Origin of the sequence: Acinetobacter sp. TG2027 (genome assembly GCF_000302435.1) — a bacterium.
Taxonomy (GTDB): Bacteria; Pseudomonadota; Gammaproteobacteria; order Pseudomonadales; family Moraxellaceae; genus Acinetobacter; species Acinetobacter pittii.
The window spans coordinates 64,377-89,533 of the sequence record NZ_AMJN01000035.1 but is presented as its reverse complement, the minus strand read 5'-3'; the positions used below and the strand labels follow the sequence as shown (position 1 = coordinate 89,533).

Below are 25,157 nucleotides of genomic sequence, written 5' to 3'. Positions count from 1 at the left end.
ATGCAAATTAAGACCCCTGATATTGGTGTAGATAAAGCAGTTGTTGCTGAAATTTTAGTAAAAGTTGGCGACAGCATTGCAGAAAATGACAGCCTTGTTTTGCTTGAGTCAGATAAAGCCTCTGTTGAAGTGCCTAGCACTTCAGCAGGTGTGGTAAAAAGCATCTTAATTAAAGAAGGTGATAGCGTAACTGAAGGTACGGTATTGCTTGAACTTGAAGCTGCTGGTGCTGCACCAGTAGCTCAAGCAGAAGAAGCTCCAAAAGCTGCACCAGCAGCGGCTCAACAGCCTTCAACTGCTGCTCAATCAGCAACGGCAACAACCAGCCAAGTGGTTGAAGTTCAAGTTCCCGATATTGGTGTTGAAAAAGCACTAGTTGGTGAGATTTTAGTAAAAGTTGGCGAACAAATCGATGTTGAACAAAGCATCGTTGTGGTTGAGTCTGACAAAGCAACTGTAGAAGTACCAAGCAGTGTTGCAGGTACTGTAGAAAGCATTCAAGTTAAAGAAGGCGATACAGTTAAAGAAGGTGTTGTGCTCATTAAAGTGAAAACAACGTCTGCATCAAGTGCGCAAGCAGAAGCTCCTGCTTCTACAACAGAAGCTCCAGCGGCAGCACCTGCACCAGCTCAGCAAGAAACTGTAGCATCGACTGCTGCTCAATCTGGACCGGTTGATATTAACGTTCCTGATTTGGGTGTAGATAAAGCAGTTGTTGCTGAAATCTTGGTTCAGGTTGGTGACAAAGTTGATGTAGACCAAAGCCTTGTTGTTGTTGAGTCAGATAAAGCAACTGTGGAAGTTCCAAGTACTGTTGCTGGTGTTGTGAAAGCAATTCACTTGCAAGCAGGCCAACAAGTTTCACAAGGTGTATTGCTGGCAACAATTGAAGCTGAAGGCCAAGCACCTGCTGCTGCACCAGCGGCGAAAGCAGAATCAGCTCCAGCTCCGCAGGCAGCAGCGCCTAAAGCAGCAGCTCCTGCTGCGACTCAGTCTGAGCCTGTAGCGTCAACATCTGGTGCTGATAAGTTAACGAAAGAGCAAGAAGCTGAAAATGCTAAAGTATATGCAGGCCCTGCTGTTCGTAAGCTTGCTCGTGAACTTGGCGTGATTTTGTCACAAGTTAAAACTTCTGGTGAGCATGGCCGTGTTGTTAAAGAAGATATCTTTGCTTATGTGAAGAGTCGTTTAACTGCACCGCAAGCGGCGCCAGTTGCTGCGGCTGCACCAGCGGTTTCGGGTTTGCCAAAGCTTCCTGAATTTACTGCGTTTGGTGGTGTGGAAGAAAAAGTACTGACGCGTTTGCAGCAAGTATCAATTCCGCAATTGTCGTTGAACAACTTTATTCCGCAAGTCACCCAGTTTGATTTGGCTGATATTACTGAGTTAGAAGATTGGCGTAATGAACTGAAAGGCAACTTCAAAAAAGAAGGTATCAGCCTGACAATTATGGCATTCATTATCAAAGCGGTTGCGTACTTGTTAAAAGAAGAGCGTGAGTTTGCAGGTCATCTATCTGATGACGGTAAATCAGTGCTCTTGCGCAATGAAATCCATATGGGAATTGCGGTAGCAACACCTGATGGTTTAACTGTGCCAGTACTTCGTAACCCAGACCAAAAATCAATTAAGCAAATTGCAGTTGAATTGGGTGTGTTAGGTCAAAAAGCGCGTGATAAGAAATTAACACCGAAAGATTTGCAAGGTGCGAATTTCACCATTTCAAGTTTAGGCGCAATTGGTGGTACAGCATTTACACCTCTTGTGAACTGGCCACAAGTTGCAATTTTAGGTATTTCACCTGCAACGATGCAACCGGTTTGGAATGGTAAAGACTTTGATCCACGCTTAATGTTGCCGTTGTCGTTGTCTTATGACCACCGTGTAATTAATGGTGCAGATGCTGCTCGCTTTACTAATAAGCTTACGAAACTTCTTAAAGATATTCGTACTTTATTAATCTAATATTTTTAAATGAATCATTAAAACCTCGCTTCGGCGGGGTTTTATTTTGATATTTAATTTAATTGGTTTTAAGTTAATCTAAGGACGAAAAATGAAGTGTCGAGAGAGGAGAAATTTCTCGTTAGTCGGTAAAGGAGAAAGAATGAATGGTGGGATTTTTAAAAATCATGGTGCCGATTCTATTAATTGTATTTTTATTAATGGGGGTATGGGTCAGTGTTTTACACTTTCCTTGGGAATGGATGACTTACGTTGCAATGGGCTTGGAAGTATTTCTAGCAATGCTTATTTTGCCATTTGAATTTCAATCTCAGCACGTAACTGGCATTAATCATTTTGGATTTATTAACTTAAGTATTGGTTTAGCTTTATTATTGGGTCTAGGGCGATTGTTAGTTTGGGCGTGGATAAAATTTTTTGCCTGAATGTTTGAAAAATAGAACTACTCGAATATAATAAACGCATACTTCATTGGGGAGTAGCCGCTATTCATTTCTAAATGAATAGGTGATGATCAACATAATTGTTCAACAGAACATGGTCATCATAGCTTAAACGTCTCATCGTTTCTGAGTTGGCAAGACCTTTGATTTACCACTCTGCAGATATTTGGCTAGCAGGAGGGGTAGGTCATGGGCATTTATGCTAGCCAGAGAAACGACATGCAAGAATTTCTGATTTCTACTTCGATTGTTGCCCTTGCTGAAATGGGCGATAAAACCCAATTATTGGCCCTTTTACTGTCTGCACGTTTCCGTAAGCCAATCCCTATTCTTATTGCGATTCTTTTAGCTACTCTAATTAATCATGGTATTTCTGCTGTACTTGGACAGTGGATTACGACCGTGTTGAGCCCCGAAATTTTAGTCTGGGTTCTTGCAGCTGGCTTCATTGGTATGGCTTTCTGGATGCTTATTCCAGATAAGTTAGACGATGAAACGGATAGTATTAACAGATGGCAAAAATTTGGTGTTTTTGGTGCTACCTTCATCTTATTTTTCTTAGCTGAAATTGGTGACAAAACCCAAATTGCAACAGTCGCTTTAGCTGCACGTTATGACAGCATTTTTTGGGTGATGTTAGGTACAACCTTAGGGATGATGATTGCCAATGCGCCAGCTGTATTTATTGGTAATAAATTGGCTGAACGTTTATCTATCTCGCTCATTCATAAAATTGGTGCTGCTATTTTCTTAATTGTAGGTATCTCTACTTTAGTACAGCATTATTTTTTCTAACGCATTTTAAGCTGCGAAAAAAACGCACTCGAATCGAGTGCGTTTTTTTATAGGTAATTTTAATAGTTAAATTTCACAGTAAAGTTAATTTGACGTGGATTACCTAAAGTCACCAAATTTTCATTTAAGGCACCTGCATAGTAATCTTTATCGAATAGATTACGGATTGCTAGTTGAGCACCCCAATATCCTGCATCATAGCCAGCTTCTGTATCAAATACGGTATAGCCTGGAATATGGACATCTAGCTTATCCATAGTTTTATAAGTTTCACCACGGAATCCACCACCGATATACCAACCAAGTTTTGAGGCAGGGTCAAATTTATAACGAGCCGACAGACTGTAAGCATGTTCAGGAATATTATCGAGTGCTTTTCCTACATTGCTCACATTTGCATCTTTACTAATTTCAGCATCAATTGTGTAGGTATAGGCAGCCGTTAATTTTAAACCTTCTAAAATTTCTGCGCTTAGCTCAGTCTCGATACCACGAGTTAATTGTTCGCCACGCTGAACTTTCTCACTCGTATTAATTGGATCATTAACTACAACATTCTGACGTTTTAGGTCATACCAAGCGATAGCACCTTGAACTCGTTGATCTGGGCTTTGTAATTTCATTCCGACTTCAACCTGTTTCCCTTCTTCAGGTTTGAACGGATTGTTATTTACATCAGTACCGCTATTTGGGGTAAACGAGGTGGCATAGCTGACATAAGGAGCCACAATGTCATTAAGGGTATACATGACAGAGGCGCTGCCCGTAAATGCTTCATCAGACTGTTTACTCGTGTTGCTGTTAACCAGACTTGTAGTTTGAGTTTGCGCCCAGTCTTGACGACCAGATAAGCTTAAAAGTAATTGGTCATTAAGCTGAATACGGTCACGAATATATAATCCTGTGTATTTTAAGCGGTTAATATCGTGGTTGCTGATAGGATTGGAACAGGTAACAGTTTGCCCATATACAGGAGCATATATGTTTAAATCCCCGACATTACAACGGTTGTTGGTGTAATCACTTTTTTCCTGAAAAGCATCTACCCCAATATTAAGGTCGTGCTGCATGCCATATAAATCAAACTGTTTATTGAAACGGTTATCGATGGCAAAGCTTAAATTATCAATAATTTGGTGGCGGCTATTATTTTTACGGCTAATGGTTGTGTAGTCGATTTCACCTTGTTTGTTTTTTGCCCAAAAGTTGTTGCCCGTGCGAGCAAAGACAGCAGTACCATCCATTTCAGTTTTTTGTACGGCAAAGTTCTGATTAAAGTTCCAACCATTATCAAAAGCGTGTTTAAAGGTATAACCTGTGCGGTAAACATCTGCTTCATATTTACCAAAGTTAGGATCGCCAATATATAAACTTCGGTCTATAGCCCCGTTGGGATTGTCTTTTAATGTACCAATGACAGGTAAACCTTGTTGACGGATGTATTCGCGATGCTGATAGCTTGCGATGACAGAGAGATCAGTGTTATCCCCTAAGTCAAAGTTATAAGAGGGAGAGATGTAGTAATTTTTAAAATATACATAATCTGTTGGGTCATCTTGGTCTGAGATACGACCATTTAAACGGAAAGCACCTTTTTCACTATTATTAGGACTATAGTTTAGATCGAACGTACCTTCTTTAAGGCTGTAGCTGCCATAAGTCATAGTGGCCCGAGCAAAGCTTTCAGCTTGAGGGCGTTTAGTCACTAAGTTGACCATACCTCCTGGAGCAACCAAACCAAAATTAATAGATGCAGGCCCTTTTAAAACTTGTACCTGATCCATGCCTGATATTTCAGCTGCTACAGATGGAGTTGGAGAGCTTTGACCAATTCTTAAACCATCTACATAAACTGAATCAGAAGAAGTTTGTCCTCGAATAATGAAATCATCCCAACCACGACGACCAAGTTTCCCAGCTCCAACACCTGCAACGCCTTCAAGTGCATCTGTAAGTGTCTTTGCTTGTTTTTGGTCAAGTTGCTCACGGGTCACCACTGAAACCGACTGAGCAGTTTTAAATAAAGGTGCGTCTGATTTTAAGGCAGAGTTTGCTTTCGTTGCGACGTAAGGTGAAGAGCTTTCTTTTTGCGCTTGAACAGAAATAGTGGGGAGAACACTGGTTGAGTTTTGTTGTTCTGTTATTTCTTCAGCGTGACTTGCTGTCATCGAAGTAAAAATAGCAACTGCTAACAATGTTTTTGATGTTGAAAAACGGAAGGGTTGATTCATGGGAGGCCTAAGCAGCACAAAAAGTAAATTTGATAATGAGAATTATTTTAATTTATTGTGGGTTAATTTTAAATAACATTATGATTCATTTATAAAATAAGAAAACCAAAATCAATTTTAAAATATTATGAGAAAGATAAAGTAATTCATTGCATGAGTTGTTGAATCCCATTATTTTATTATGGATATAAAAATATCTAATATTTAAAGTTTTTTTGGGGAATTGTATGGGGTTTGAAAAAACAACATCGCAGATATTATTTGATAATGGCGTACATAAATGTATTAGTTTTACCAGCTTGGTTAAAGGGGAAGGCATTCAAGCCAATCAATTTTTAATTATTGATCATGAACGCGCTGCTGTAATAGACCCGGGTGGTGATTTGACCTACGTTCCATTAACGATGGAATTAAATAAATATACACGTTTGAAAAATCTGGACTATGTGATGGCCTCACATCAAGATCCGGACATTATTACCTCAATGCCACGCTGGCTGGTTTATACCGATGCTAAAGTTGTTGCGTCAAAATTATGGGCACGTTTTTTACCACACCTAAATTCCTCATTTATGAGTGAGCGAATGAAAGGGAATTGGGAAGATCGTCTTATTGAATTACCTGACCGCGGCCAAGTGATTACTCTAGGAGAATCCAAGCTTGTGGTAGTTCCCGCTCACTTCTTACATTCGGTGGGTAATTTTCAGTTTTATGATCCAGTTGCTAAGATTCTGTTTTCTGGCGATATGGGTGCCTCGATTGTTGAAGATGCTAATCAGCCTTTAAAAGATTTCGATACGCATGTCATGAAAATGAAGGCTTTTCACCAACGCTATATGTGTTCCAACAAAGTTATCCGTTTGTGGGTCAATATGGTGCGCCAAATGGATATTGAAATGATTGTGCCTCAGCACGGTAGTCCATTTATGGGTAAAGAAATGGTCAATCAGTTTTTAGACTGGATTGAGACCTTGCCATGCGGCGTAGATTTAATGACTGAGCAAATTTTTAGCTGTCCTACCTAAATATTATGACTAATGATCAACCCAGATAAAATTCTGGGTTGCAAAAACCTCGATTAAAAAATAACGTTAAAACTATAATAAGTGGGAATTATTTGGAGAAGCTCTATATCTATTGCTGAAAAAGGCAAAGATAATATGAAAATTGCATTGAAATTTGTTTATAATAGCTCACGGAATTTACCAGTGAGATTGTTATGCTGACCATCGTTCAAGAAGCGCTAACCTTCGATGATGTCTTATTACTTCCTGCCTACTCTACTGTTCTCCCAAAAGATGTCTCTTTAAAGACACGTTTAACTCGCGGCATTCATTTAAATATCCCATTAGTTTCAGCTGCAATGGATACAGTGACTGAGTCACGTATGGCGATTGCTATGTCACAAAATGGTGGTATCGGGATTTTGCACAAAAACATGGATATTGCTGCTCAAGCTGCAGAAGTACGCCGTGTGAAAAAATTCGAAGCGGGTATGGTGAAAGATCCTATCACTGTAACGCCTGAAACTACAGTACGTGAACTCATCGCAATCACCAGCGCTAATAACATTAGTGGTGTACCTGTTGTTAAAGACGGCAAGGTTGTTGGTATTGTGACAGGCCGTGATACGCGTTTTGAAACCAATTTAGAGCAACCTGTTAGCAACATCATGACAGGCCAAGATCGTTTAGTAACTGTACGTGAAGGCGAGTCTAAAGAAAATATTCAAGCATTATTGCAAAAACACCGTATTGAAAAAGTCTTAGTCGTTGGTGAGAGCAACGAACTTAAAGGCTTAATTACAGTAACTGACTTCCGCAAAGCTGAGAGCTATCCAAACAGTTGTAAAGATGATCTTGGTCGTTTACGTGTTGGTGCTGCGGTAGGTACTGGTGCTGATACACCAAGTCGTGTGGAAGCATTGGTTGAAGCTGGTGTTGACGTAATTGTTGTTGATACAGCACATGGCCACTCTGCTGGTGTAATTGAACGTGTACGTTGGGTGAAACAAAACTTCCCTCAAGTACAAGTGATTGGTGGCAACATTGCAACTGGTGATGCTGCATTAGCATTATTAGATGCAGGTGCAGATGCTGTAAAAGTAGGTATTGGCCCTGGTTCTATCTGTACAACACGTATTGTGGCTGGTATCGGTATGCCACAAATTTCTGCGATTGACAGCGTTGCTAGTGCACTAAAAGATCAAATTCCTTTAATTGCAGATGGCGGTATCCGCTTCTCTGGCGATATGGCAAAAGCGATCGGTGCGGGTGCAAGTACGATCATGGTTGGTTCATTACTTGCAGGTACTGAAGAAGCGCCAGGCGAAGTTGAGTTTTTCCAAGGTCGTTACTACAAAGCATATCGTGGTATGGGGTCATTAGGTGCAATGGCGGGAGCAACTGGTTCTGCTGACCGTTATTTCCAAGATTCAAAAGCGGGTGCTGAGAAGTTAGTACCAGAAGGAATCGAAGGCCGTGTTCCATATAAAGGTCCAATGGGTAACATCGTTCATCAAATGATGGGTGGTTTACGTTCATCGATGGGTTATACAGGTTCAGCTGTGATTGAAGATCTTCGCCAAAATGCGAAATTTGTGAAAATTACTTCAGCAGGCATGTCTGAGTCACATGTTCATGATGTAACGATTACTAAAGAAGCTCCAAACTATCGTGTTGGTTAGATTTTCGTAACCAAAACAATGAAGAAAGCCGTCATTACACTGACGGCTTTTTGTTTTTGGTGTAAAGTAAATCTGACGAAAAGAGATATGGCGGAATTGCCATATATGAAGTAAGCCACGGCTGAAGTGGCGTAAAAATGAGATAAGCTATGAGTTATTTTGGAACGGATGGTATTCGTGGAAAATTTGGGCAAATGCCTATTACTCCAGAGTTTGCTTTAAAACTCGGTTTTGCTGCAGGGAAGGTATTAAAACGAACGAGTCCAAAAAATAAGCCACTTGTTGTATTAGGAAAAGACACTCGTTTATCTGGTTATATTTTAGAGTCTGCTTTGCAGGCGGGGTTAAACGCTGCTGGCGTATATGTTCATTTGCTTGGCCCATTACCGACCCCAGCAATTGCGCACCTTACTCGTGCTTTACATGCGCATGCAGGTATCGTGATTTCTGCATCACATAACCCATATTTTGATAATGGTATTAAATTTTTCTCAAGCGAAGGTAAAAAATTACCAGATGCTCTACAAGAAGAAATTAACCTCGAATTAGAAAAAGATTTGTTTATTGAGGACACGGCAAACTTAGGTAAAAGTGTTCGTGTAAATGATGCGAATGGTCGCTATATCGAATTTTGTAAATCTACTTTCCCTTACCACTTTGACTTAAATAATTTAAAGATTGTGTTGGACTGTGCTCATGGTGCGGCGTATAGCGTTGGTCCTTCGGTTTTCCGTGAGTTAGGGGCAAAAGTTGTTGCTTTATATAATGAGCCAGATGGTTTAAATATTAATGAAGGTTGTGGTTCAACACATCCTGAAAAACTACAAAAAGCTGTAGTTGAGCACGAAGCAGATTTAGGGATTGCCTTTGATGGTGATGCTGACCGTGTCGTGATGGTCGATAAGTTTGGTAACTTAATTGATGGTGACCATATCTTATATATTTTAGCGACTCAGGCTCAAAATAAGCCAGCAGGCGTAGTGGGTACTGTCATGAGTAACATGGCACTCGAAGTCGCACTTGAAAAAGCGAATGTTGGTTTTGTTCGGGCTAAGGTTGGTGACCGTTATGTATTACAAGCCCTAGAAGAAAATGGTTGGGTTACTGGTGGGGAACCATCTGGTCATATTCTAACTTTAGACAAGAGTACGACAGGTGATGCGATTATTGCAGCACTTCAAGTTTTAACCGTGATGGTCGAGCAAAATAAGGCTCTTCATGAACTGGTTCAAGGCTTTAAACTATTCCCACAAATTCTTGTGAATGTACGTTTAGAACAAATGCTTGATCCGTATTCTATTCCTGCATTGGTTGCTGAGTTTGATAAAGCAGAAGCACAGCTCAAAGGACGTGGACGAATCTTGATTCGTAAGTCAGGAACAGAGCCTGTAATTCGTGTTATGGTCGAAGGTGATGATGAGCAAGAAGTGAATGCTTTAGCTCAGCATTTAGCAGATTCTGTTCGTTCACAAGCACAAGTCGCATAAGGTGCATGACATGAGTGATGTCATTAAAGATTTAAGTGAATTACGCTTAAGCTACGAGCAAGGAGAATTGCATGAGGGGCAGGTTGAATCTAATCCTCATCAGCAGTTTCTTGGTTGGTTTAACCATGCTCTAGCAGCCAATTTGCATGAACCCTATGCAATGTCATTAGCGACAGCAAGTGCGAATGGCAGACCTCATGTTCGAACAGTTTTGTTACGTGGGGCTACAGAAGCTGGGTATGATTTTTATACTAACTACGACAGTCAGAAAGGTATCGATTTGGCAGAAAATCCATATGCCGAATTATTATTTTACTGGCCAAGTCTAGAGCGTCAGGTGCGAGTTGGTGGTCAAGTAGTCAAAATTGCTGAGCAAGAGTCTACAGATTACTATCGTAAACGACCACGTGATAGCCAGATTGCAGCGCATATCAGTACGCCGCAAAGTGGTAAGATTGAAAGCCGAGAGCTGTTACAGCAACGTTTTCAAGATTTACAACAGCAAGTTACAAGTCGTGAAGTGCTTGATAAGCCAGAGTTCTGGGGAGGTTATCGTCTGCAGCCAGATTATTATGAATTCTGGCAAGGGCGACCAAATCGTTTACATGACCGCTTGAGTTATGAAAAAATCGACGGTCAATGGACGTTGCACCGACTGATGCCTTAAATGACAAAAATACAAATCAAACAAAGACCTTTATTGACACGCCCTGAACAGTTTCAGGGCGTGCCTCCGTTTATTGCCGAAATTTTGGCAAGGCGTGGGGTACAATCTGAACAGGAATTAGAGTTAAAGCTTAAGAATTTATTAGCTCCACAGCTCAAGGGATTAGAAACTGCTGTGGCATTAATAGATCAAGCTATTGATGAGCAGAAAAAAATTGTTATTGTTGGCGACTACGATGCCGATGGAGCAACCAGTACAGCGTTAATGGTATTGGTGCTTCGCGATATGGGAGCACAAGTCGAATATTTGGTTCCAGACCGATTTAAATACGGTTATGGACTTACTCCAGCAATTGCAGAGCTTGCACATCAAACTTATCAACCCGATTTATTAATTACTGTCGATAATGGGATTTCCAGCCATGCTGGTGTTGATGCGGCACACGCACTGGGCATGGAAGTGGTTATTACAGATCACCATTTAACCACTAAAGAAACACCGCTTGCAGAAGCAGTTGTAAACCCAAATCAGTTAGGTTGTGAGTTCCCAAGTAAGGCGCTTGCAGGTGTTGGCGTTGCATTTTATGTGCTGGCCAATTTAGCAAGTTTACGTAGTAAGCAAGGTAAAAGTACGAGTAAAGTCACTCAATATCTAGACTTGGTTGCTTTGGGAACGTATGCCGATGTTGCTGTCCTAGATTATAACAATCGCATTTTGGTTGATGCAGGCGTAAAACGTATTCAACAACATCAATGCCGAGTCGGAATATTGGCGTTGCTAGATATTGCTGGCCGTGAGGCTTCATCTTTGCGTGCACAAGATTTAGGTTTTGTTTTAGGTCCGCGTATTAACGCTGCTGGACGCATGGAGAGCATGCGTATAGGCATTGAATGTTTATTAGCTGACACTATGGAATCTGCCTATCCAATCGCGAGACAGTTAAATCAATTAAATATAGAGCGCCGTCAAATCGAAGGGGAGATGAAGCAACAAGCCTTGTCTGCTTTAGATAGCTTGCAGCTCTCAAAGGAAGACATTCCTCCAGCTCTTATACTCTTCGAAGAAAACTGGCATCAAGGTGTGATTGGAATTGTAGCGGGGCGTTTAAAAGAGCAGTTTCATCGTCCCACTATTGTATTTGCACCTGATGAAGATGGTATTCATATAAAAGGATCTGCACGTTCAATTGATGGGGTGCATATTCGAGATACGATTGAACAGGTTGCTGAACAACATCCAGAATTGGTGAGCCATTTTGGTGGTCATGCAGCAGCAGCAGGTTTAACCATACGTAAAGAAAACTTCGAAGCTTTTAAAACTGCATTTACCAATTGCATTGCAGCAATGGAAGAATCTTTGTTTCAAGCAACGTTATGGACAGATGGAGAACTCCCTGCTTCTGCCTTACAACTCGACACTTTAGACTGGATAGAACAGTTAGGACCGTGGGGACAAAAATTCCCTTTTCCTCAGTTTGAGGGGTATTTTAAAGTTGTTGATTATCGCTGGCTTAAAGAAACGCATTTGAAGCTTAAATTAGCATTAGACCAATACAGTTTTGATGCAATTGCTTTTAATGCAGTGGGCCGTTTTGAGTTTGACCCAATGCGTGATCATGTACATTTGGTCTATGAAATAGATCGTAATGCATTTAATGGCAATGTGAATTTACAATTACGCATCGTACATTTAAACCAATAAAAAAATCCGCTCAATTGAGCGGATTTTTTATGACTTTAGGCTTGATTAGAAGCGGTATGCTGCACGAACACCATAAGTGTTGTCGTTATCACCAAATCCAACACGGCCTTCAACACTTACTTGCTGATTTAAGAATTTTTTAGCATTGATACCAAATTCATCTTTATCAGTTAAGTCGTTGTTGTAGTAATCAGCACCAACACTTAAAGTTTTGTCGATGTAGTAGTCACCACGAACTTTATATTCGTCTAGGTCACCAAACGCACCGAACGCTTCAAGGTTTACGTCATGTTGGCCTACTTGAGTTACGTATTTAGCACGAACTGTTGGATCAGCGCCGTCTTTACCGTCTTTTTCGTCGTAGCCTTTAACACCTAAAGCAAGTAATAAACCTGGAGCTGGTAAATAACCTACTTCAGCTGCATAAGTCGTTACTTTGCTATCAATATTGGTGTTGTCAACTTCACGCTCATTTCGACCCACATCACCGCTAAGGTAGAAATCTGAGTTAGGAACGTAATATTCAACACCTACGCCATATTGAGTATCTTTTGTACCGCTGTTATCGCCATAGTTGATAAGGGCGTTAACGTTACTTGCACGGCTTAAGAAAGCTGCTTCAGCAAGTGGAGCGTTACGAGTTTGAACAGGATTAAAGTAATAAGTCCCGTCAACACCGAATTTACTTACGCTGCTACCGTTGTCTGGATCAAGATAATTGTAAGAACCACCAACTTCAGCTTGGTAAGCGTTTGCTGCGCCACTCACTGCGAGTGCAGATAAAAGAGCTGATGCAATTGCTAGTTTTTTCATGGAATCTCTCCCCTCTAAAAAGCGATTTTATAAATGTTTTGTTACAACTTTTAGTCTAGACGAAAAAGCTTTGTCGTCAATCTTGCGCAAGTAACCGTACTGTAACCGTGTGATATTTATGTAAAGTAATTTAATTTAAGATATTGATTTTAAAATATAAAAACATAATGTTTTATTTTATTAAAATTGAGGAGATTTTGTGTAGATCATAAAAAATGCTGTAAAAGTACCCAATTTTGTATGAGGATGTTACCAATTAATCTTAAATTGAACTGAAGAAAATTTATAAAACAAATTGGTGAAATATGATGAGAAATACAAAGCGGGTTCGTAGATAACCGCAGCTATGCTAAAATAATTGACTGTTTATCTGCTCTTATGGGAACACTCGCGTGGAAATTAATCCTTATCTAAACCAATTGAAAGACTTAACTGATCGTAGCCAAACACTACGGGGGTATCTTTGACTACGATCTGAAAAAAGAACGTTTAGAAGAAGTTTTACGTGAGTTAGAAGACCCTGCGATCTGGAATGATCAAAGCCGTGCTCAGGCGATGGCGAAAGAAAAGGGCGAACTAGAAAACGTTATTAATGTATTGGATGGCTTATCTACACAGCTTGAAGATGCAAAAGCGATGTTAGATTTGGCTGTAGAAGCTGACGATGAAAGCTTGCTTGAAGATGTTCAGGCAGAACTTGGTGCGGCTGAAGATGAACTGGCTAAACTTGAATTCCGTCGTATGTTTAGCAATCCGATGGACCCGAATCCTTGCTATGTCGAGATTCAATCAGGTTCAGGTGGTACTGAAGCACAAGATTGGGCGTCTATGCTTTTACGCATGTATATGCGCTGGATTGAACGTCATGGCTTTAAAGCAGAACTTATGGAAGTGTCTGATGGTGACGTAGCCGGTATTAAATCAGCAACTATACGTGTGGAAGGTGAATATGCCTACGGTTGGTTACGCACAGAGTCAGGTGTACACCGTTTAGTTCGTAAATCACCATTTGACAGTGGCAACCGTCGTCACACTTCATTCTCTGCGGTATTTATTTCCCCAGAAGTTGATGACAATATTGAAATTGATATCAATCCTTCTGATGTTCGTACCGATACGTACCGTGCATCTGGTGCAGGTGGTCAGCATATTAACAAAACCGACTCGGCTGTGCGCTTGACTCACATTCCAACAGGTATTGTGGTGGCGTGTCAGAACCAGCGTTCGCAACATGCTAACCGTGACCACGCATGGAAACAGTTACGTGCACGTTTATATGAATTGGAAATGCAAAAACGTAATGAAGCAGCTCAAGCTCTAGAAGACTCGAAGTCTGATATTGGTTGGGGAAGCCAAATTCGTTCATATGTATTAGATGATTCTCGTATTAAAGATTTACGTACGGGTGTTGAAAACTCTAATACAGGTGCTGTTCTTGATGGTGACCTTGATCGTTTTATCGAAGCGAGTTTAAAACAAGGTTTATAAGAGTCTGCTGAACTTTTAGTTTAAATACAGTTCATCTATGAATATTTAGAACTCTTGGATTTTTAGCGATTAAAACGGCAAAGCAGTTCAGTCTTCGAATGTTAATCGAAAAAATGCGATATGAATATCGAAAAAAATAGATATGAATATCGAAAAAATGCGATATTATGTTTTCGAAATGCTGAACAAAGCTTTGTTCGTTTAAAAGACGTGTTGAGCCTATGGATATTGATGCAATTAGCAAAGCCCTTTCCAACCCTCTACGTCGGCAAATTTTGCAATGGTTAAAAGAACCTGCACATTATTTACCGGTGGAAGAATGTGGTGGTAGTTTTGAGAAGGGTGTTTGTGCAGGTCATATTGAACGTTTGGGTAAAGTAGCTCAGTCTACAATGTCCAATCATTTGTCTGTGTTACAACAGGCGGGGCTTATTCAGGTCCAAAAATATGGTCAATGGTCTTATTTTTCACGTAACGAAGCTTTGATTCAGCAATATATCGAACATTTAAAACAAACACTTTAAATTATTAAAAGTGTAAGTCGAGGCGATTATGGCTGAACTCAATACTCCTTTAACGGTTGGTGATTTTGAAATCAAAAATCGATTGGTAATGGCTCCATTAACGCGTGCGCGTAGTGGTGAAAGCCGAGTGCCTAATGATTTAATGGTTGAATACTATCAACAACGTGCAAATGCTGGTCTAATTTTGACCGAAGCAACAGTAATTGGTTCAAAAACTGTGGGTTACGCAGACACCCCAGGATTATGGTCACAAGAGCAGGCACAAGCTTGGAATAAAATTATTGAGGCAGTTCATGCTCAAGGTTCAAAAATTGTAGCTCAACTTTGGCATGTAGGCCGTATTTCGCATCCTGAACTTTTAGATGGTGATATTCCTGTTGCACCAAGTGCAATTCAACCTGCGGGTGAAGTGAGTTTATTACGTCCTAAACGTCCCTATGTAACACCGCGTGCACTTTCAATTGAAGAGATTCAAGAAGTTATTGCTCAATACAAACATTCAGCAGAACTGGCTAAAGCAGCAGGTTTTGATGGTGTTGAATTACACGCAGCGAACGGTTACTTAATTGACCAGTTCCTTCAAAGTAATACCAACCAACGTGATGATGAATACGGTGGTCCTGTTGAAAATCGCGCACGTTTATTATTAGAAGTCGTTGATGCATTTATTGAAGTGTGGGGCGCAGGCCGAGTAGGTGTTCATATTGCACCGCGTGGTGATTCACACGATATGGGAGATGAAAACCCATTAGCAACTTTTGGTTATGTAGTTGAACAACTTAACCAACGTAATGTTGCTTTCATTTTCTCTCGTGAATATGAAGCTGCTGATAGTATTAGTCCTAAACTTCGCGAAAAATTTAATGGTGTATGGATTGCCAATGAGAACCTAACACCAGAATCAGCAAAACGTATCTTGCGTGAAGGTCAGGCAGATGCTGTATCTTTTGGTAAAGCATATATTGCTAACCCAGATCTTTTACAGCGTTTAGAAAAAGACTTGCCATTAAATGAACTTCAACCAACAACTTTATATGCTAAAGGCGCTGAAGGTTATACAGACTATCCAACGCTAGAAGCTTCATAATATCTTTGAGATTTCGACTTACTGACCTAGTTCATTTCTTAAGTAAGTAAATCGCTTTTCTTGTAATGGTAGAGTTTAGGTATCGAAACTCTGCCATTTTTTCTATCTATGTTATATTTTCCCCAGTTTTAAACTTTGACTATTTGAGGCAAACCGCTTGGCGACCCCTTTTTGGTACAACACCGCACTCCATTTATTAAAACCTTTTTACCAATGGCGGATAAAAAGACGTGCAGAAAGCCAGGAATTATATAATCAGGAATGTCTTGAAAGATTTGGGCCGTTTGAGTCTCCGAAAAATGTAAGAGCAATTTGGTTCCACGCTGTTTCGGTTGGAGAAACCAATGCTGCGCAGCCTTTAATCGAGCATTATCTTAAACTCGGTCAACCTGTATTAGTTACTAATACAACAAAGACGGGGCAGGCGCGTGCCAAATCATTATTTTTAAAAGCACCTTATTTAGATCTATTTCAAGCAGTTTATTTGCCTGTTGATCAAAAGCATCTTTTAAAACAATTTTTTGAGTTGTATCAGCCAAAACTTTTAGCATTGGTTGAGACTGAGCTTTGGCCAAATTTAATTGATCAAGCCAAGCTACAACAGGTTCCTTGTTTACTATTAAATGCGCGATTATCAGAAAAATCAGCAAAAGGTTATAGCCGCGTTTCAGGTCTAACGGCAGGAATGCTGAAACAAATTGACTGGGTGTTGGCACAAGATAATGCAACTCGACAACGTTATGTAGAACTTGGTTTAGATCAACAAAAAAGTCAGGTAGTTGGAAATATTAAGTTTGATATCCATGCGCCACAGGCTTTTATAAATCAGGCTGAGCAATTACAACAACAATGGTATTTGGGACAGCGTAAAGTCCTAACAATTGCCAGTACGCATGCGCCAGAAGAACAACAAATTTTGCAGGCACTTGCACCTTATCTAAAGTCAGATCCAGATTTAGTTTGTATTGTCGTGCCTCGACATCCTGAACGTTTTGATGAAGTATTTGAAATTTGCCAAAACCTAGATTTAATTACTCATCGTAGAAGTATGAATCATAGTATTCACGCCAGTACACAGGTTTATCTAGCCGATAGTATGGGTGAGCTTTGGCTATGGTATGCCTTAAGTCAGGTGTGTTTTGTGGGTGGATCACTTAATGAGCCAGGTGGTGGGCATAATATTTTAGAGCCTATGGTTTTAAATGTACCGACCGTAATTGGACCTCGTTACTTTAATTTCCAAACCATTGTCGATGAATTTATTGATGAAAATGGTGTGCTCATTGCTCAAGACGCTGAGCAAGTTGTAGCAATCTGGATGGCATGTTTAGCCGAGCCTGAAGAAGCAAAGCAGGTGGTTGAGCAGGCGCATAAAGTTTTGCAGCGTAATCAAGGTTCATTACAAAAACATATTGGAGTAATTAACCGGTATTTGGTCGAAAAACCATGAATATCGTTTTACTAGAACCTGATGATGTTCAGTCAGATTTATGGTTAATCCGTTCAAAACGCCAATTGCAGCATTTACGTGAACATCTTGATATTACGGTGGGCCAAAATCTAAAAGTTGGTGTTCGTAATGGTGCACGCTATACCACTGAAATTGTTTCGATGAATGAGCAAGAAGTTTGTATACGGCCTATTACTGAAGAAGTTGTACCTGCAAAACTTCCAGTACATTTAATCGTAGCGTTACCAAGGCCCAAAGTTTTACGCCGTTTAATTATGGATAGTGTGACTCTAGGTGTTGAAAGAATTAGTTTGATTCATAGTTATCGGGTAGATAAAAGCTATTGGCAAACTCCATTTTTGCAACAACTTGATAACTATGTGACTTTAGGGCTTGAGCAAGCAGGCGACACCATTGTTCCTGAAATTCAATTATATAAACGCTTTAAACCTTTTGTTGAAGATGTTTTACCAAACTTAATTTCAAAGGAAAGTCCCGCCTATGTGGCTCATCCGTATGCCGAGCAGAGCATGCCAGTTAATATTCCGCATGCGTGCAGTGTAGTCGTTGGACCCGAAGGCGGCTTTATTCCCTATGAAATTGATTTGCTCACAAAAAACGGCTGCCAAGCTGTGAGCTTAGGCAACCGTATTTTAAGAACTGAAACGTCTATTTCTTATATTTTAGGTCGTCTGTTTAGTTGATGCTTCTGGGTTTAAAAGTGGCTGATTTGAAGCCATTTTTAATTCCTGAATTGGGTAAGGAATATTAATTCCGTTCTCATTGAAAGCTTGTTTGACTTGAGCTTGGATTGTGCTTGTAGATGAGGACATATCAGTTTCAGTGGTATCAACCCACCAACGTACAGTCAGGTTAACCGAGAAATCTGCTAAAGCTGTAACGTTAACCGAGAAAGCAGGCTGACTGAGTACATTTCGGTCATTATTAAGAATATCTAAAATAATCTGTTTAGCTTTTTGTTCATCGTCGTCATAGCCAATGCCGACTACAAACTCACAACGTCGTTGCTGATAAGCCGTATTTACAGTTAAAGCACTCGTATAAACAGTGGCATTTGGAATAACAATACGACGGCCATCTGGAGAGCGTAAGAATGTTGCACGAATTTGGATATCTTCAACAGTTCCTTCAAGTGAATTGACCACGATTGAATCGCCAATACGGAACGGTTCGCTCAATAAAATCAAAATACCTGAAAGCAAGTTTTGGAAAATATCTTTAAATGCGAAACCAATTGCGACCGAACCGATTCCTAACGCACTCATGAGTTGTCCTGGGGTAAAACCCGGGATCATGATGACGAGTGCAATTAAGAATCCAAAAAATAAAATTGTCGTACTTCCCACACGGTTTAGAACCAACACTAGGTTTTGGCGCGTATAAGAGCGATTTTCTAAGGTTTTACGAACAAAGAACTTAAATAATTTGGTAAGTAGCCAAAAAATAATAAAAACGATAATCGCAATACAAATATAAGGCACACGTTCCCAGAAGCTATCCACGATTTTATCAATGGTGGTATAGGCATCATGATACTTTTCGGTATGGGCTAAAACCGTTTGAGTGGTTTTAGTACCTGCTTCTTGCAAAAGTTCGCCTGTATTTTTTGCAACATCCGTTAAGGATTTTTGTTCATCAGCCACGACAAGTCTCTATTTTAAAAAATTATGAAAGCGATGATCGGCTTTCATCATAGTAGGAGATAAAATGTGCGCCTACTATAATGAGTTCATCTGAATAATAAAGTGTTTTTTAATTAAAAGTATTCCGTTCCTTTTTGTAAGATTTGTGACGGGGTTTGAATAGTATCGGTACCAGAGAAGTAGTAAAAAAAGCCTGCGGTAGAAATAAGGCTAATTAAAATAGCGAATAAAATAAACCAAGCCATTAACTTTTCTATGAACGTTGATGGTCGAGATGGACCATATTGATTTGGACCTGCCGTACCTGAGGCAAGCAGTAAATAAATCATAAAAAAGAACTGAACAACTGGAATGAATAGTAGTAATCCCATCCAACCACTTTTATTTAGATCATGCAAACGTCGCACGACGAGAACAACATTTAAATAAATCAGGAATAGCCAAAAAGCCCATACCACCAAAGCACTGAGGCCAGAAAGAGAGCTATAAAACTCAAAATTAAATAAATTACTTGAAAGCTGAAAACTTCCAAGAAATGAGGCCAGAATAAAATAACCCACGATTGTGACTAAATAAATCAGTCCATATCCACCTAAATAACTCATACGGTTAAAGCGCCCATGAATTGAAAAAGGGCTATCTTTTAAAGGCAGCTGTGGTGGGCGTGAGGAAGTTGTTTGGGCAAACATATTATTTTATTCCTAGGTTGCATATGAGAGACAAAATAATCTTTGTTGATGATCAAAACCATCAAATATTGAAAAAATTATAAAAGTAAAAGCTATAGACAAATGTTTTAAATCAACTTAATTTTATAAAAATGTTCATAATTTCGTATGCTTGAGTAAGTGGTTAATATATGACCAAAGTCGCATTGTCTAGGCTTTGAATGAGTCATCATACTGCAAAGGCATGCAAATAAGATCCAGTAAAATAATAGCCACAGTCTCGAGATGGGATGCACAAGATCAAGGAAGTTGCGTATGAATGAGATCTATCCAGTACCAGAGGAATTTAAAAAAACAGCTCGTACTGTTGAAGCAGACTACTTTAAACGTTATCAACACTCTATCGAGAACCCAGATGAATTCTGGGCAGAGCAAGCTAAAATTGTCGATTGGATAAAGCCATTTACCCAAGTTAAAAATACCAGTTTTGACAAAGACAATTTCAAAATTGAATGGTTTGCTGATGGTGAGTTGAACGTGTCAGCAAACTGCCTAGACAGGCATCTTAAAGAACATCCACATAAACCTGCAATTATTTGGGAAGGGGACCATCCTTCTCGTCATAAAATCGTTTCTTATAAAGAATTACACGATGAAGTCTGCCGTTTTGCCAACGTTTTAAAGAAATATGGCATTGGTAAAGGTGACCGCGTTGTACTGTATATGCCAATGGTGACAGAAGCTGCAATTGCCATGTTAGCTTGTGCCCGTATTGGTGCTGTTCACTGTGTGGTATTTGGTGGGTTCTCGCCAGACTCTTTAGCAAGTCGTATTGAAGACAGCCAAGCGAAACTGGTGATTACCGCAGACTCAAGTCTACGTGCCGGAAAACTATTACCACTCAAAGAAAATGTTGATTTGGCTTTAGCGTTGCCGGGTACCGAGTGTGTTGAAAATGTGATTGTGGTTTACCGCAATGCGAACCCGATTGAAATGAAGCCGGGCCGTGATTTGTGGTATCATCTCATTATTATGGAGGTGGATGCAAACTGTCCTCCAGAGCCGATGAAGGCAGAAGACCCTTTATTTATTCTTTATACATCGGGCTCGACAGGTAAACCGAAAGGTGTGTTGCATACGACAGGCGGTTACTTAGTTTATGTAACCAGTACCTTTAAAGAGGTCTTCGATTCAAAACAAGATGATGTGTATTGGTGTACAGCCGATATCGGTTGGATTACAGGGCATAGTTATCTAATTTATGGGCCGCTGGCAAATGGTACGACCACCTTAATGTTTGAAGGTGTACCTCAATATCCAACATGGGCACGTCTTGGTCATGTGGTCGATAAACATAAAGTTTCTATCTTATATACAGCTCCAACCGCAATTCGCGCCATGATGCGAGAGGGTGATTCGTTTGTACGTGAAAGTAACCGTAGCAGCCTGCGTTTACTTGGTTCGGTTGGTGAACCAATTAACCCTGAGGCTTGGAATTGGTACTACAATGTTGTTGGTGAAGGCCGCTGCCCGATTGTTGATACATGGTGGCAAACCGAAACAGGCGGTATTTTGATTGCTCCATTGCCGGGTGCAACAGCTTTAAAACCAGGTTCAGCAACACGTCCATTATTTGGGATTCAACCCGCCATTGTGGATGGTGAGGGTAATGAGCTAGAAGGTGCGGTTGAAGGTAACCTTGTGATTAAAGATTCATGGCCAGGCCAGATGCGTAGCATTTGGGGTGACCCAGACCGCTTTATTGAGGCTTACTTCTCGACCTTTAAAAATACTTATTTTACGGGTGATGGTGCTCGCCGTGATGAAGATGGCTATTACTGGATCACAGGTCGTGTTGACGATGTCTTAAACGTTTCAGGTCATCGTCTGGGCACAGCTGAAATTGAAAGTGCTCTTGTTTCGCATGAATCAGTCGCAGAAGCAGCAGTGGTGGGCATGCCTCATGATATTAAAGGACAAGGTATTTGTACTTTCGTGACCTTACAGGCAGGTGTTGCAGAATCGGAAGAGCTGCGTAAAGAGTTAATCAACTGGGTACGTAAAGTGCTTGGACCTGTGGCTTCACCTGATGCACTACATTGGGCACCAGCGTTACCTAAAACGCGTTCCGGTAAAATCATGCGCCGTATTTTAAGAAAAATTGCAGCGAATGAGCTAGATAGTTTAGGTGATACCTCAACCTTGGCTGAGCCTGCAGTGGTAGATCAGTTAATTACAACGGTTTATCCTGATAAGCAGAACTAATTTTAAAAAAGCCCCATTTGGGGCTTTTTTATTGCTTTCTACTAAGAGCTTGCTAAAAAGTCAGCAGTATTTTGTACATTTGCAAACATACTTAGCGCAGTTAAAAAAGCAGTTTGTACGTCTTCAGCTTTTACAATTTTTCCGTCATGGCTTAAATCGCGAGTTGCGGTTGCATCTGCAATTAAGATGGGTTGATAGCCAAGTTCTTTGGCTGCACGAGTCCCTGAATCAATACACATATGCGTCATCATGCCTGTAATCACGAGTTGTTCAATTTGATGTGTTTTTAAAAGCTCATTTAAATTGGTTTCTAAAAAACTGTTTGGATAATGCTTTGTTACGATTAATGAATCACTGCCAGCACTGAGTTCAGGATGAAGTAAAACCCCATCTGTATTTTCTTGGAAGAAACTCGCTTGTGGCGGGTTAATATGCTGTACATAAATAATCGGTAAGTTTTTCTCGTTAAAATATTGTTCAAGCTGCTTTATTTTTTCTAGCGCTTGATCTGGCCCAACCAATTCCATTTTGCCATTTTTAAAATAATCATTTTGTACATCGATAACTAATAGAGCTTGTTTCATGAGGTCACTCTTGTTGATATGAGATAAAACAAGATTATTCTCTGCTTGAAAAATCGGCTATAGTCAGATGAAAGCATTACCGCCAGTTTTCTTTCACCATGAAAAATGAATATTGAATTAGACCCGATTGATCTAAAAATTATTGCATTACTCAAACAAGATTCTCGTCTGACAAATAAAGATATTGGGCAGCGCGTCCATCGAACAGGACAGGCGGTGGGTGCTCGAATTGCTCAGTTAATGGATGCAGGTGTTATCAAAAACTACACCATTGCTGTTCAATATTCACATAAACAATTTATTCACTTGCATTTAAATGAACAACGCGCATTTGAAGAAATTGAAAATTTAGTGAAGCAATACGAACAAATCGATGAATGCTTTAAAGTCATGGGCAATGCTTGCTATATGATTGTCAGCCATTTTGAACCAGCTGCCTTAAATGAATTTATCGAAAAACTTTCAAAATGGTGCCGTTACTCAGTTGAAACTGTGATTCGAGAAGTCGAGAAATCTTAAAAAAATAAAGGCTCCAAGCCGAGTCTTGGAGCCAATAAATTCTTTATTTTTAATTTATTGTTTTTATTATCTTGCGCTGTTTTAACTGTGGGGTGTTTAGGCTGATTTAGCTTGAATTTCTACCTCCTTTTCCTGTTGAAGTTCTAACTGACGAACGAGCGGCAGAACTTTTTCTCCGAAATATTCCACTTCTTCAATAAAGTGTAAAAATCCGGAAAGAATCAAATCAACACCTACATTTTTGAGTGCCACAATACGCTCTGCAATTTGCTGCGGCGTACCAATTAAATTGGTTTTAAAGCCATCGTTGTATTGCACTAAGTCTTCAAAACTTGATTTTGCCCAGTTACCTTGTTGCTCTGGTGAAGCAGCACCTGCTTCACGTGTAGCATCTCCAAATGCATTTACGGCTTCAGTGTTGGCTTTATCAATAATTTCTTGAAGTACCGCTTTTGCTTCTTCTTCGGTATCTCGGGCAATAATGAAAGCATTTACCCCAATTTTGACATGGTGATTATTGGCTTTTGCTTTAGTACGAATATCTTCGACTTGTTTTTGAATTTCTTCCACAGTATTGCCGTTGGTGAAATACCAGTCAGACACGCGAGAAGCCATGTCACGAGCAGCACGTGAGCTACCGCCTTGGAAAACTTCGATATAAGGCTTTTGCAGAGGTTTTGGTTTAAGTGTGTAATTCTGAAATTGGTAATATTTACCATCGAAACTATAGTTGTCGGTGGTCCAGATTCCTTTTAGCGTGCGAATAAATTCTTCGGAGCGAACATAACGTTCATCATGCTCAGGCCACTCTTCACCAATGGCATCAAACTCGCCTCTGAACCAACCACTCACTACGTTTATCGCAATACGGCCTTGAGTTAAATAATCAATCGTTGCAAGTTGTTTAGCGGCAAGTGCCGGTTTCCAAGGGCCAGGCAGAATAGCCGCAATGACTTTAAGTTTCTCAGTTTTTGCTAGTAATGCATGACTGAAACTTACCGATTCATGTTGGTTTTCTGCCCCGTACCCAGCCGTAAAACGAATTTGGGTGAGCGCATATTCAAAACCATTGTTTTCGGCAGCCTGTGCAAGTCGAACATTGTAGTCATAACTCCAGTCTGTACGCTGTTCGATGTTACTCACTACAAGGCCACCGCTTACGTTTGGTACCCAATAAGCAAATTTAATTGGTTGTTGTAATTGCGTCATGGTTCGCTCTCCCCATTCGTTCTTTTTATTTAGCGATATTGCGCTTAAGCAACATGCGTTAATGATTTGCCAGACTTGTGATGCAAACGAGATTCTGCCGCATCAAGGTCTGGTACAGCCGCTGAAGGTAATACTTCTTCTTGTTCAATTTGCTTGTTAATACCAAGCTCTTGATTTGCTTGCTGTGATTTAGATTTAACCACTTCAGCGCGTTTACCTTTCGCTGGCGCCCATTCTAAAATTGGTAATGCGCGTGCTACTGCTAACGTAATACGATCTGATAATTGCTCGCTTTTCACCGTATATTCCGGAGTAAAGTCACGATCTGTCGCATACACGCCAATTGGTAAAGTTTGTGCTTGGAAGAAACTGAACAATGGACGAAGTTGATGTTCAAGTACCAGTGCATGACGATCACTACCGCCCGATGCTGCTAAAAGTACAGGCACATCGACTAAAGCAGTCTGTTCAACAAAATCGAAGAAATGTTTGAAAAGACCTGTAAAAGAAGCGCGGTAAACGGGTGTACCTACAATTAAAGCATCTGCTGCTTCAACTGCTGCAAGGTCATCTTGTACGCGCTGTGGAAGTTGGTTGCGATAAAATGCGCCGCCTAATAAAGGTCCGATTTCGCTTAATTTAATGAAGTGAACTTTAATATCGATTGCTTCTGATAATTCATCAAGAATGGCTTGAACCAGACTTTCCGTTTTAGATGGGGTATTTAAGCCACCAGAAACAGCAACGATATTTAAAGGTTTTGGTGATGTGATACCAGTCATAATTTGGTTCCTAAGCCTAAAACAAGAGATTGGACTTATTAATCAACAACGACGGTAAACTGTAAAATAACGAAATTGGTCAACCTTATCAGTTTTAAATATAAAAGATAAATAGTGGATTTTTATACT

22 protein-coding genes and 1 riboswitch are annotated in these 25,157 nt (G+C 40.1%); of the genes, 15 read left to right on the top strand and 7 right to left on the bottom strand.

From position 1 onward, the window contains the following. From B806_RS0107945 to B806_RS0107935, 3 genes are all read left to right on the top strand, one after another. The gene (locus B806_RS0107945) at window positions 1-1,965 is read left to right on the top strand and encodes a 2-oxo acid dehydrogenase subunit E2 (RefSeq protein ID WP_017402847.1); all 1,965 of its coding nucleotides are present in this window, start codon (window positions 1-3) and stop codon (window positions 1,963-1,965) included. Between the two features lie 146 nt (window positions 1,966-2,111). Then, entirely contained in the window at window positions 2,112-2,390 is a 279-nt protein-coding gene (locus B806_RS0107940) for a hypothetical protein (RefSeq protein WP_005078662.1), read from the top strand. Window positions 2,391-2,426: 36 nt separating this feature from the next. Beyond that, window positions 2,427-2,612, top strand: a riboswitch (yybP-ykoY riboswitch). Window positions 2,613-2,627: 15 nt separating this feature from the next. After that, on the top strand, window positions 2,628-3,203 hold the full coding sequence (locus tag B806_RS0107935; RefSeq protein ID WP_005804434.1) for a TMEM165/GDT1 family protein: 576 nt from the start codon (window positions 2,628-2,630) through the stop codon (window positions 3,201-3,203). A gap of 59 nt (window positions 3,204-3,262) precedes the next feature. Here the strand turns inward: B806_RS0107935 and B806_RS0107930 are convergent, their stop codons facing one another. After that, window positions 3,263-5,434 carry a TonB-dependent siderophore receptor gene (locus tag B806_RS0107930; protein WP_005804435.1) on the bottom strand — a complete coding sequence of 724 codons (2,172 nt, stop codon included), beginning with the start codon at window positions 5,432-5,434 and terminating at the stop codon, window positions 3,263-3,265. Window positions 5,435-5,661: 227 nt separating this feature from the next. Between B806_RS0107930 and B806_RS0107925 the strand changes: the two genes are divergently transcribed. The 5 genes from B806_RS0107925 to recJ all read left to right on the top strand — a co-directional run bounded on the left by B806_RS0107925 (window position 5,662) and on the right by recJ (window position 11,975). Next, window positions 5,662-6,459 (top strand): MBL fold metallo-hydrolase, encoded by a 798-nt coding sequence (locus B806_RS0107925; protein WP_017387567.1) that lies wholly within the window; start codon window positions 5,662-5,664, stop codon window positions 6,457-6,459. 194 nt (window positions 6,460-6,653) lie between these two features. After that, complete coding sequence (gene guaB, locus B806_RS0107920) at window positions 6,654-8,120, top strand: IMP dehydrogenase (protein WP_002121951.1); 1,467 nt, start codon at window positions 6,654-6,656, stop codon at window positions 8,118-8,120. 149 nt (window positions 8,121-8,269) lie between these two features. Continuing rightward, window positions 8,270-9,607: a phosphoglucosamine mutase gene (gene glmM / locus B806_RS0107915; RefSeq protein ID WP_017387566.1), complete on the top strand. Its 1,338-nt coding sequence runs from the start codon at window positions 8,270-8,272 to the stop codon at window positions 9,605-9,607. A 10-nt stretch (window positions 9,608-9,617) separates the two neighbouring features. Next, window positions 9,618-10,274: a pyridoxamine 5'-phosphate oxidase gene (pdxH, locus tag B806_RS0107910; RefSeq protein ID WP_017387565.1), complete on the top strand. Its 657-nt coding sequence runs from the start codon at window positions 9,618-9,620 to the stop codon at window positions 10,272-10,274. Continuing rightward, a complete protein-coding gene (recJ, locus tag B806_RS0107905; protein WP_017402846.1) occupies window positions 10,275-11,975 on the top strand; it encodes a single-stranded-DNA-specific exonuclease RecJ in 1,701 nt (566 codons plus the stop codon). Between the two features lie 45 nt (window positions 11,976-12,020). Here recJ and B806_RS0107900 read toward each other — a convergent pair whose 3' ends face one another. Further along, a complete protein-coding gene (locus B806_RS0107900) occupies window positions 12,021-12,788 on the bottom strand; it encodes a putative porin (protein WP_005078653.1) in 768 nt (255 codons plus the stop codon). A 392-nt stretch (window positions 12,789-13,180) separates the two neighbouring features. On the opposite strand from B806_RS0107900, the gene prfB reads away from it, so the two are divergent. From prfB to B806_RS0107875, 5 genes are all read left to right on the top strand, one after another. Then, window positions 13,181-14,276, top strand: a protein-coding gene (prfB, locus tag B806_RS0107895; protein WP_125514720.1) for a peptide chain release factor 2 whose coding sequence is annotated in 2 segments (ribosomal slippage) — window positions 13,181-13,252 and window positions 13,254-14,276 — 1,095 coding nt in all. Because the reading frame shifts where the segments join, the coding sequence is not laid out codon by codon here. Between the two features lie 221 nt (window positions 14,277-14,497). Continuing rightward, a complete protein-coding gene (locus tag B806_RS0107890) occupies window positions 14,498-14,800 on the top strand; it encodes a helix-turn-helix transcriptional regulator (protein ID WP_002121891.1) in 303 nt (100 codons plus the stop codon). A gap of 28 nt (window positions 14,801-14,828) precedes the next feature. Beyond that, a complete protein-coding gene (locus B806_RS0107885) occupies window positions 14,829-15,887 on the top strand; it encodes an alkene reductase (protein WP_017402844.1) in 1,059 nt (352 codons plus the stop codon). Window positions 15,888-16,044: 157 nt separating this feature from the next. Then, window positions 16,045-17,337, top strand: a complete 1,293-nt coding sequence (locus tag B806_RS0107880; RefSeq protein ID WP_017402843.1) for a 3-deoxy-D-manno-octulosonic acid transferase — start codon at window positions 16,045-16,047, stop codon at window positions 17,335-17,337. Continuing rightward, entirely contained in the window at window positions 17,334-18,041 is a 708-nt protein-coding gene (locus tag B806_RS0107875; RefSeq protein WP_017402842.1) for a 16S rRNA (uracil(1498)-N(3))-methyltransferase, read from the top strand. The genes B806_RS0107880 and B806_RS0107875 overlap by 4 nt, the downstream gene beginning before the upstream one ends. On the opposite strand, the gene B806_RS0107870 is transcribed toward B806_RS0107875, so the two are convergent. Together B806_RS0107870 and B806_RS0107865 are read right to left on the bottom strand one after the other, a co-directional pair. Further along, window positions 18,021-19,001 carry a mechanosensitive ion channel family protein gene (locus B806_RS0107870; RefSeq protein WP_017402841.1) on the bottom strand — a complete coding sequence of 327 codons (981 nt, stop codon included), beginning with the start codon at window positions 18,999-19,001 and terminating at the stop codon, window positions 18,021-18,023. The genes B806_RS0107875 and B806_RS0107870 overlap by 21 nt on opposite strands. Before the next feature lie 113 nt (window positions 19,002-19,114). After that, window positions 19,115-19,690: a DUF805 domain-containing protein gene (locus B806_RS0107865; RefSeq protein ID WP_005804442.1), complete on the bottom strand. Its 576-nt coding sequence runs from the start codon at window positions 19,688-19,690 to the stop codon at window positions 19,115-19,117. A 294-nt stretch (window positions 19,691-19,984) separates the two neighbouring features. Here B806_RS0107865 and acs point away from each other — a divergent pair, with 294 nt between their 5' ends. Beyond that, on the top strand, window positions 19,985-21,934 hold the full coding sequence (gene acs / locus B806_RS0107860) for an acetate--CoA ligase (protein WP_017402840.1): 1,950 nt from the start codon (window positions 19,985-19,987) through the stop codon (window positions 21,932-21,934). A gap of 41 nt (window positions 21,935-21,975) precedes the next feature. Here acs and B806_RS0107855 read toward each other — a convergent pair whose 3' ends face one another. After that, complete coding sequence (locus B806_RS0107855; protein WP_017402839.1) at window positions 21,976-22,518, bottom strand: cysteine hydrolase family protein; 543 nt, start codon at window positions 22,516-22,518, stop codon at window positions 21,976-21,978. A gap of 105 nt (window positions 22,519-22,623) precedes the next feature. Here B806_RS0107855 and B806_RS0107850 point away from each other — a divergent pair, with 105 nt between their 5' ends. Beyond that, window positions 22,624-23,037: a winged helix-turn-helix transcriptional regulator gene (locus tag B806_RS0107850; RefSeq protein WP_014207916.1), complete on the top strand. Its 414-nt coding sequence runs from the start codon at window positions 22,624-22,626 to the stop codon at window positions 23,035-23,037. 96 nt (window positions 23,038-23,133) lie between these two features. Here the strand turns inward: B806_RS0107850 and sfnG are convergent, their stop codons facing one another. Both sfnG and msuE read right to left on the bottom strand, forming a co-directional pair. After that, entirely contained in the window at window positions 23,134-24,246 is a 1,113-nt protein-coding gene (sfnG, locus tag B806_RS0107845; protein WP_017387556.1) for a dimethylsulfone monooxygenase SfnG, read from the bottom strand. Between the two features lie 44 nt (window positions 24,247-24,290). Further along, window positions 24,291-25,028 carry an FMN reductase gene (msuE, locus tag B806_RS0107840; RefSeq protein WP_005066848.1) on the bottom strand — a complete coding sequence of 246 codons (738 nt, stop codon included), beginning with the start codon at window positions 25,026-25,028 and terminating at the stop codon, window positions 24,291-24,293. Window positions 25,029-25,157: the final 129 nt, after the last annotated feature.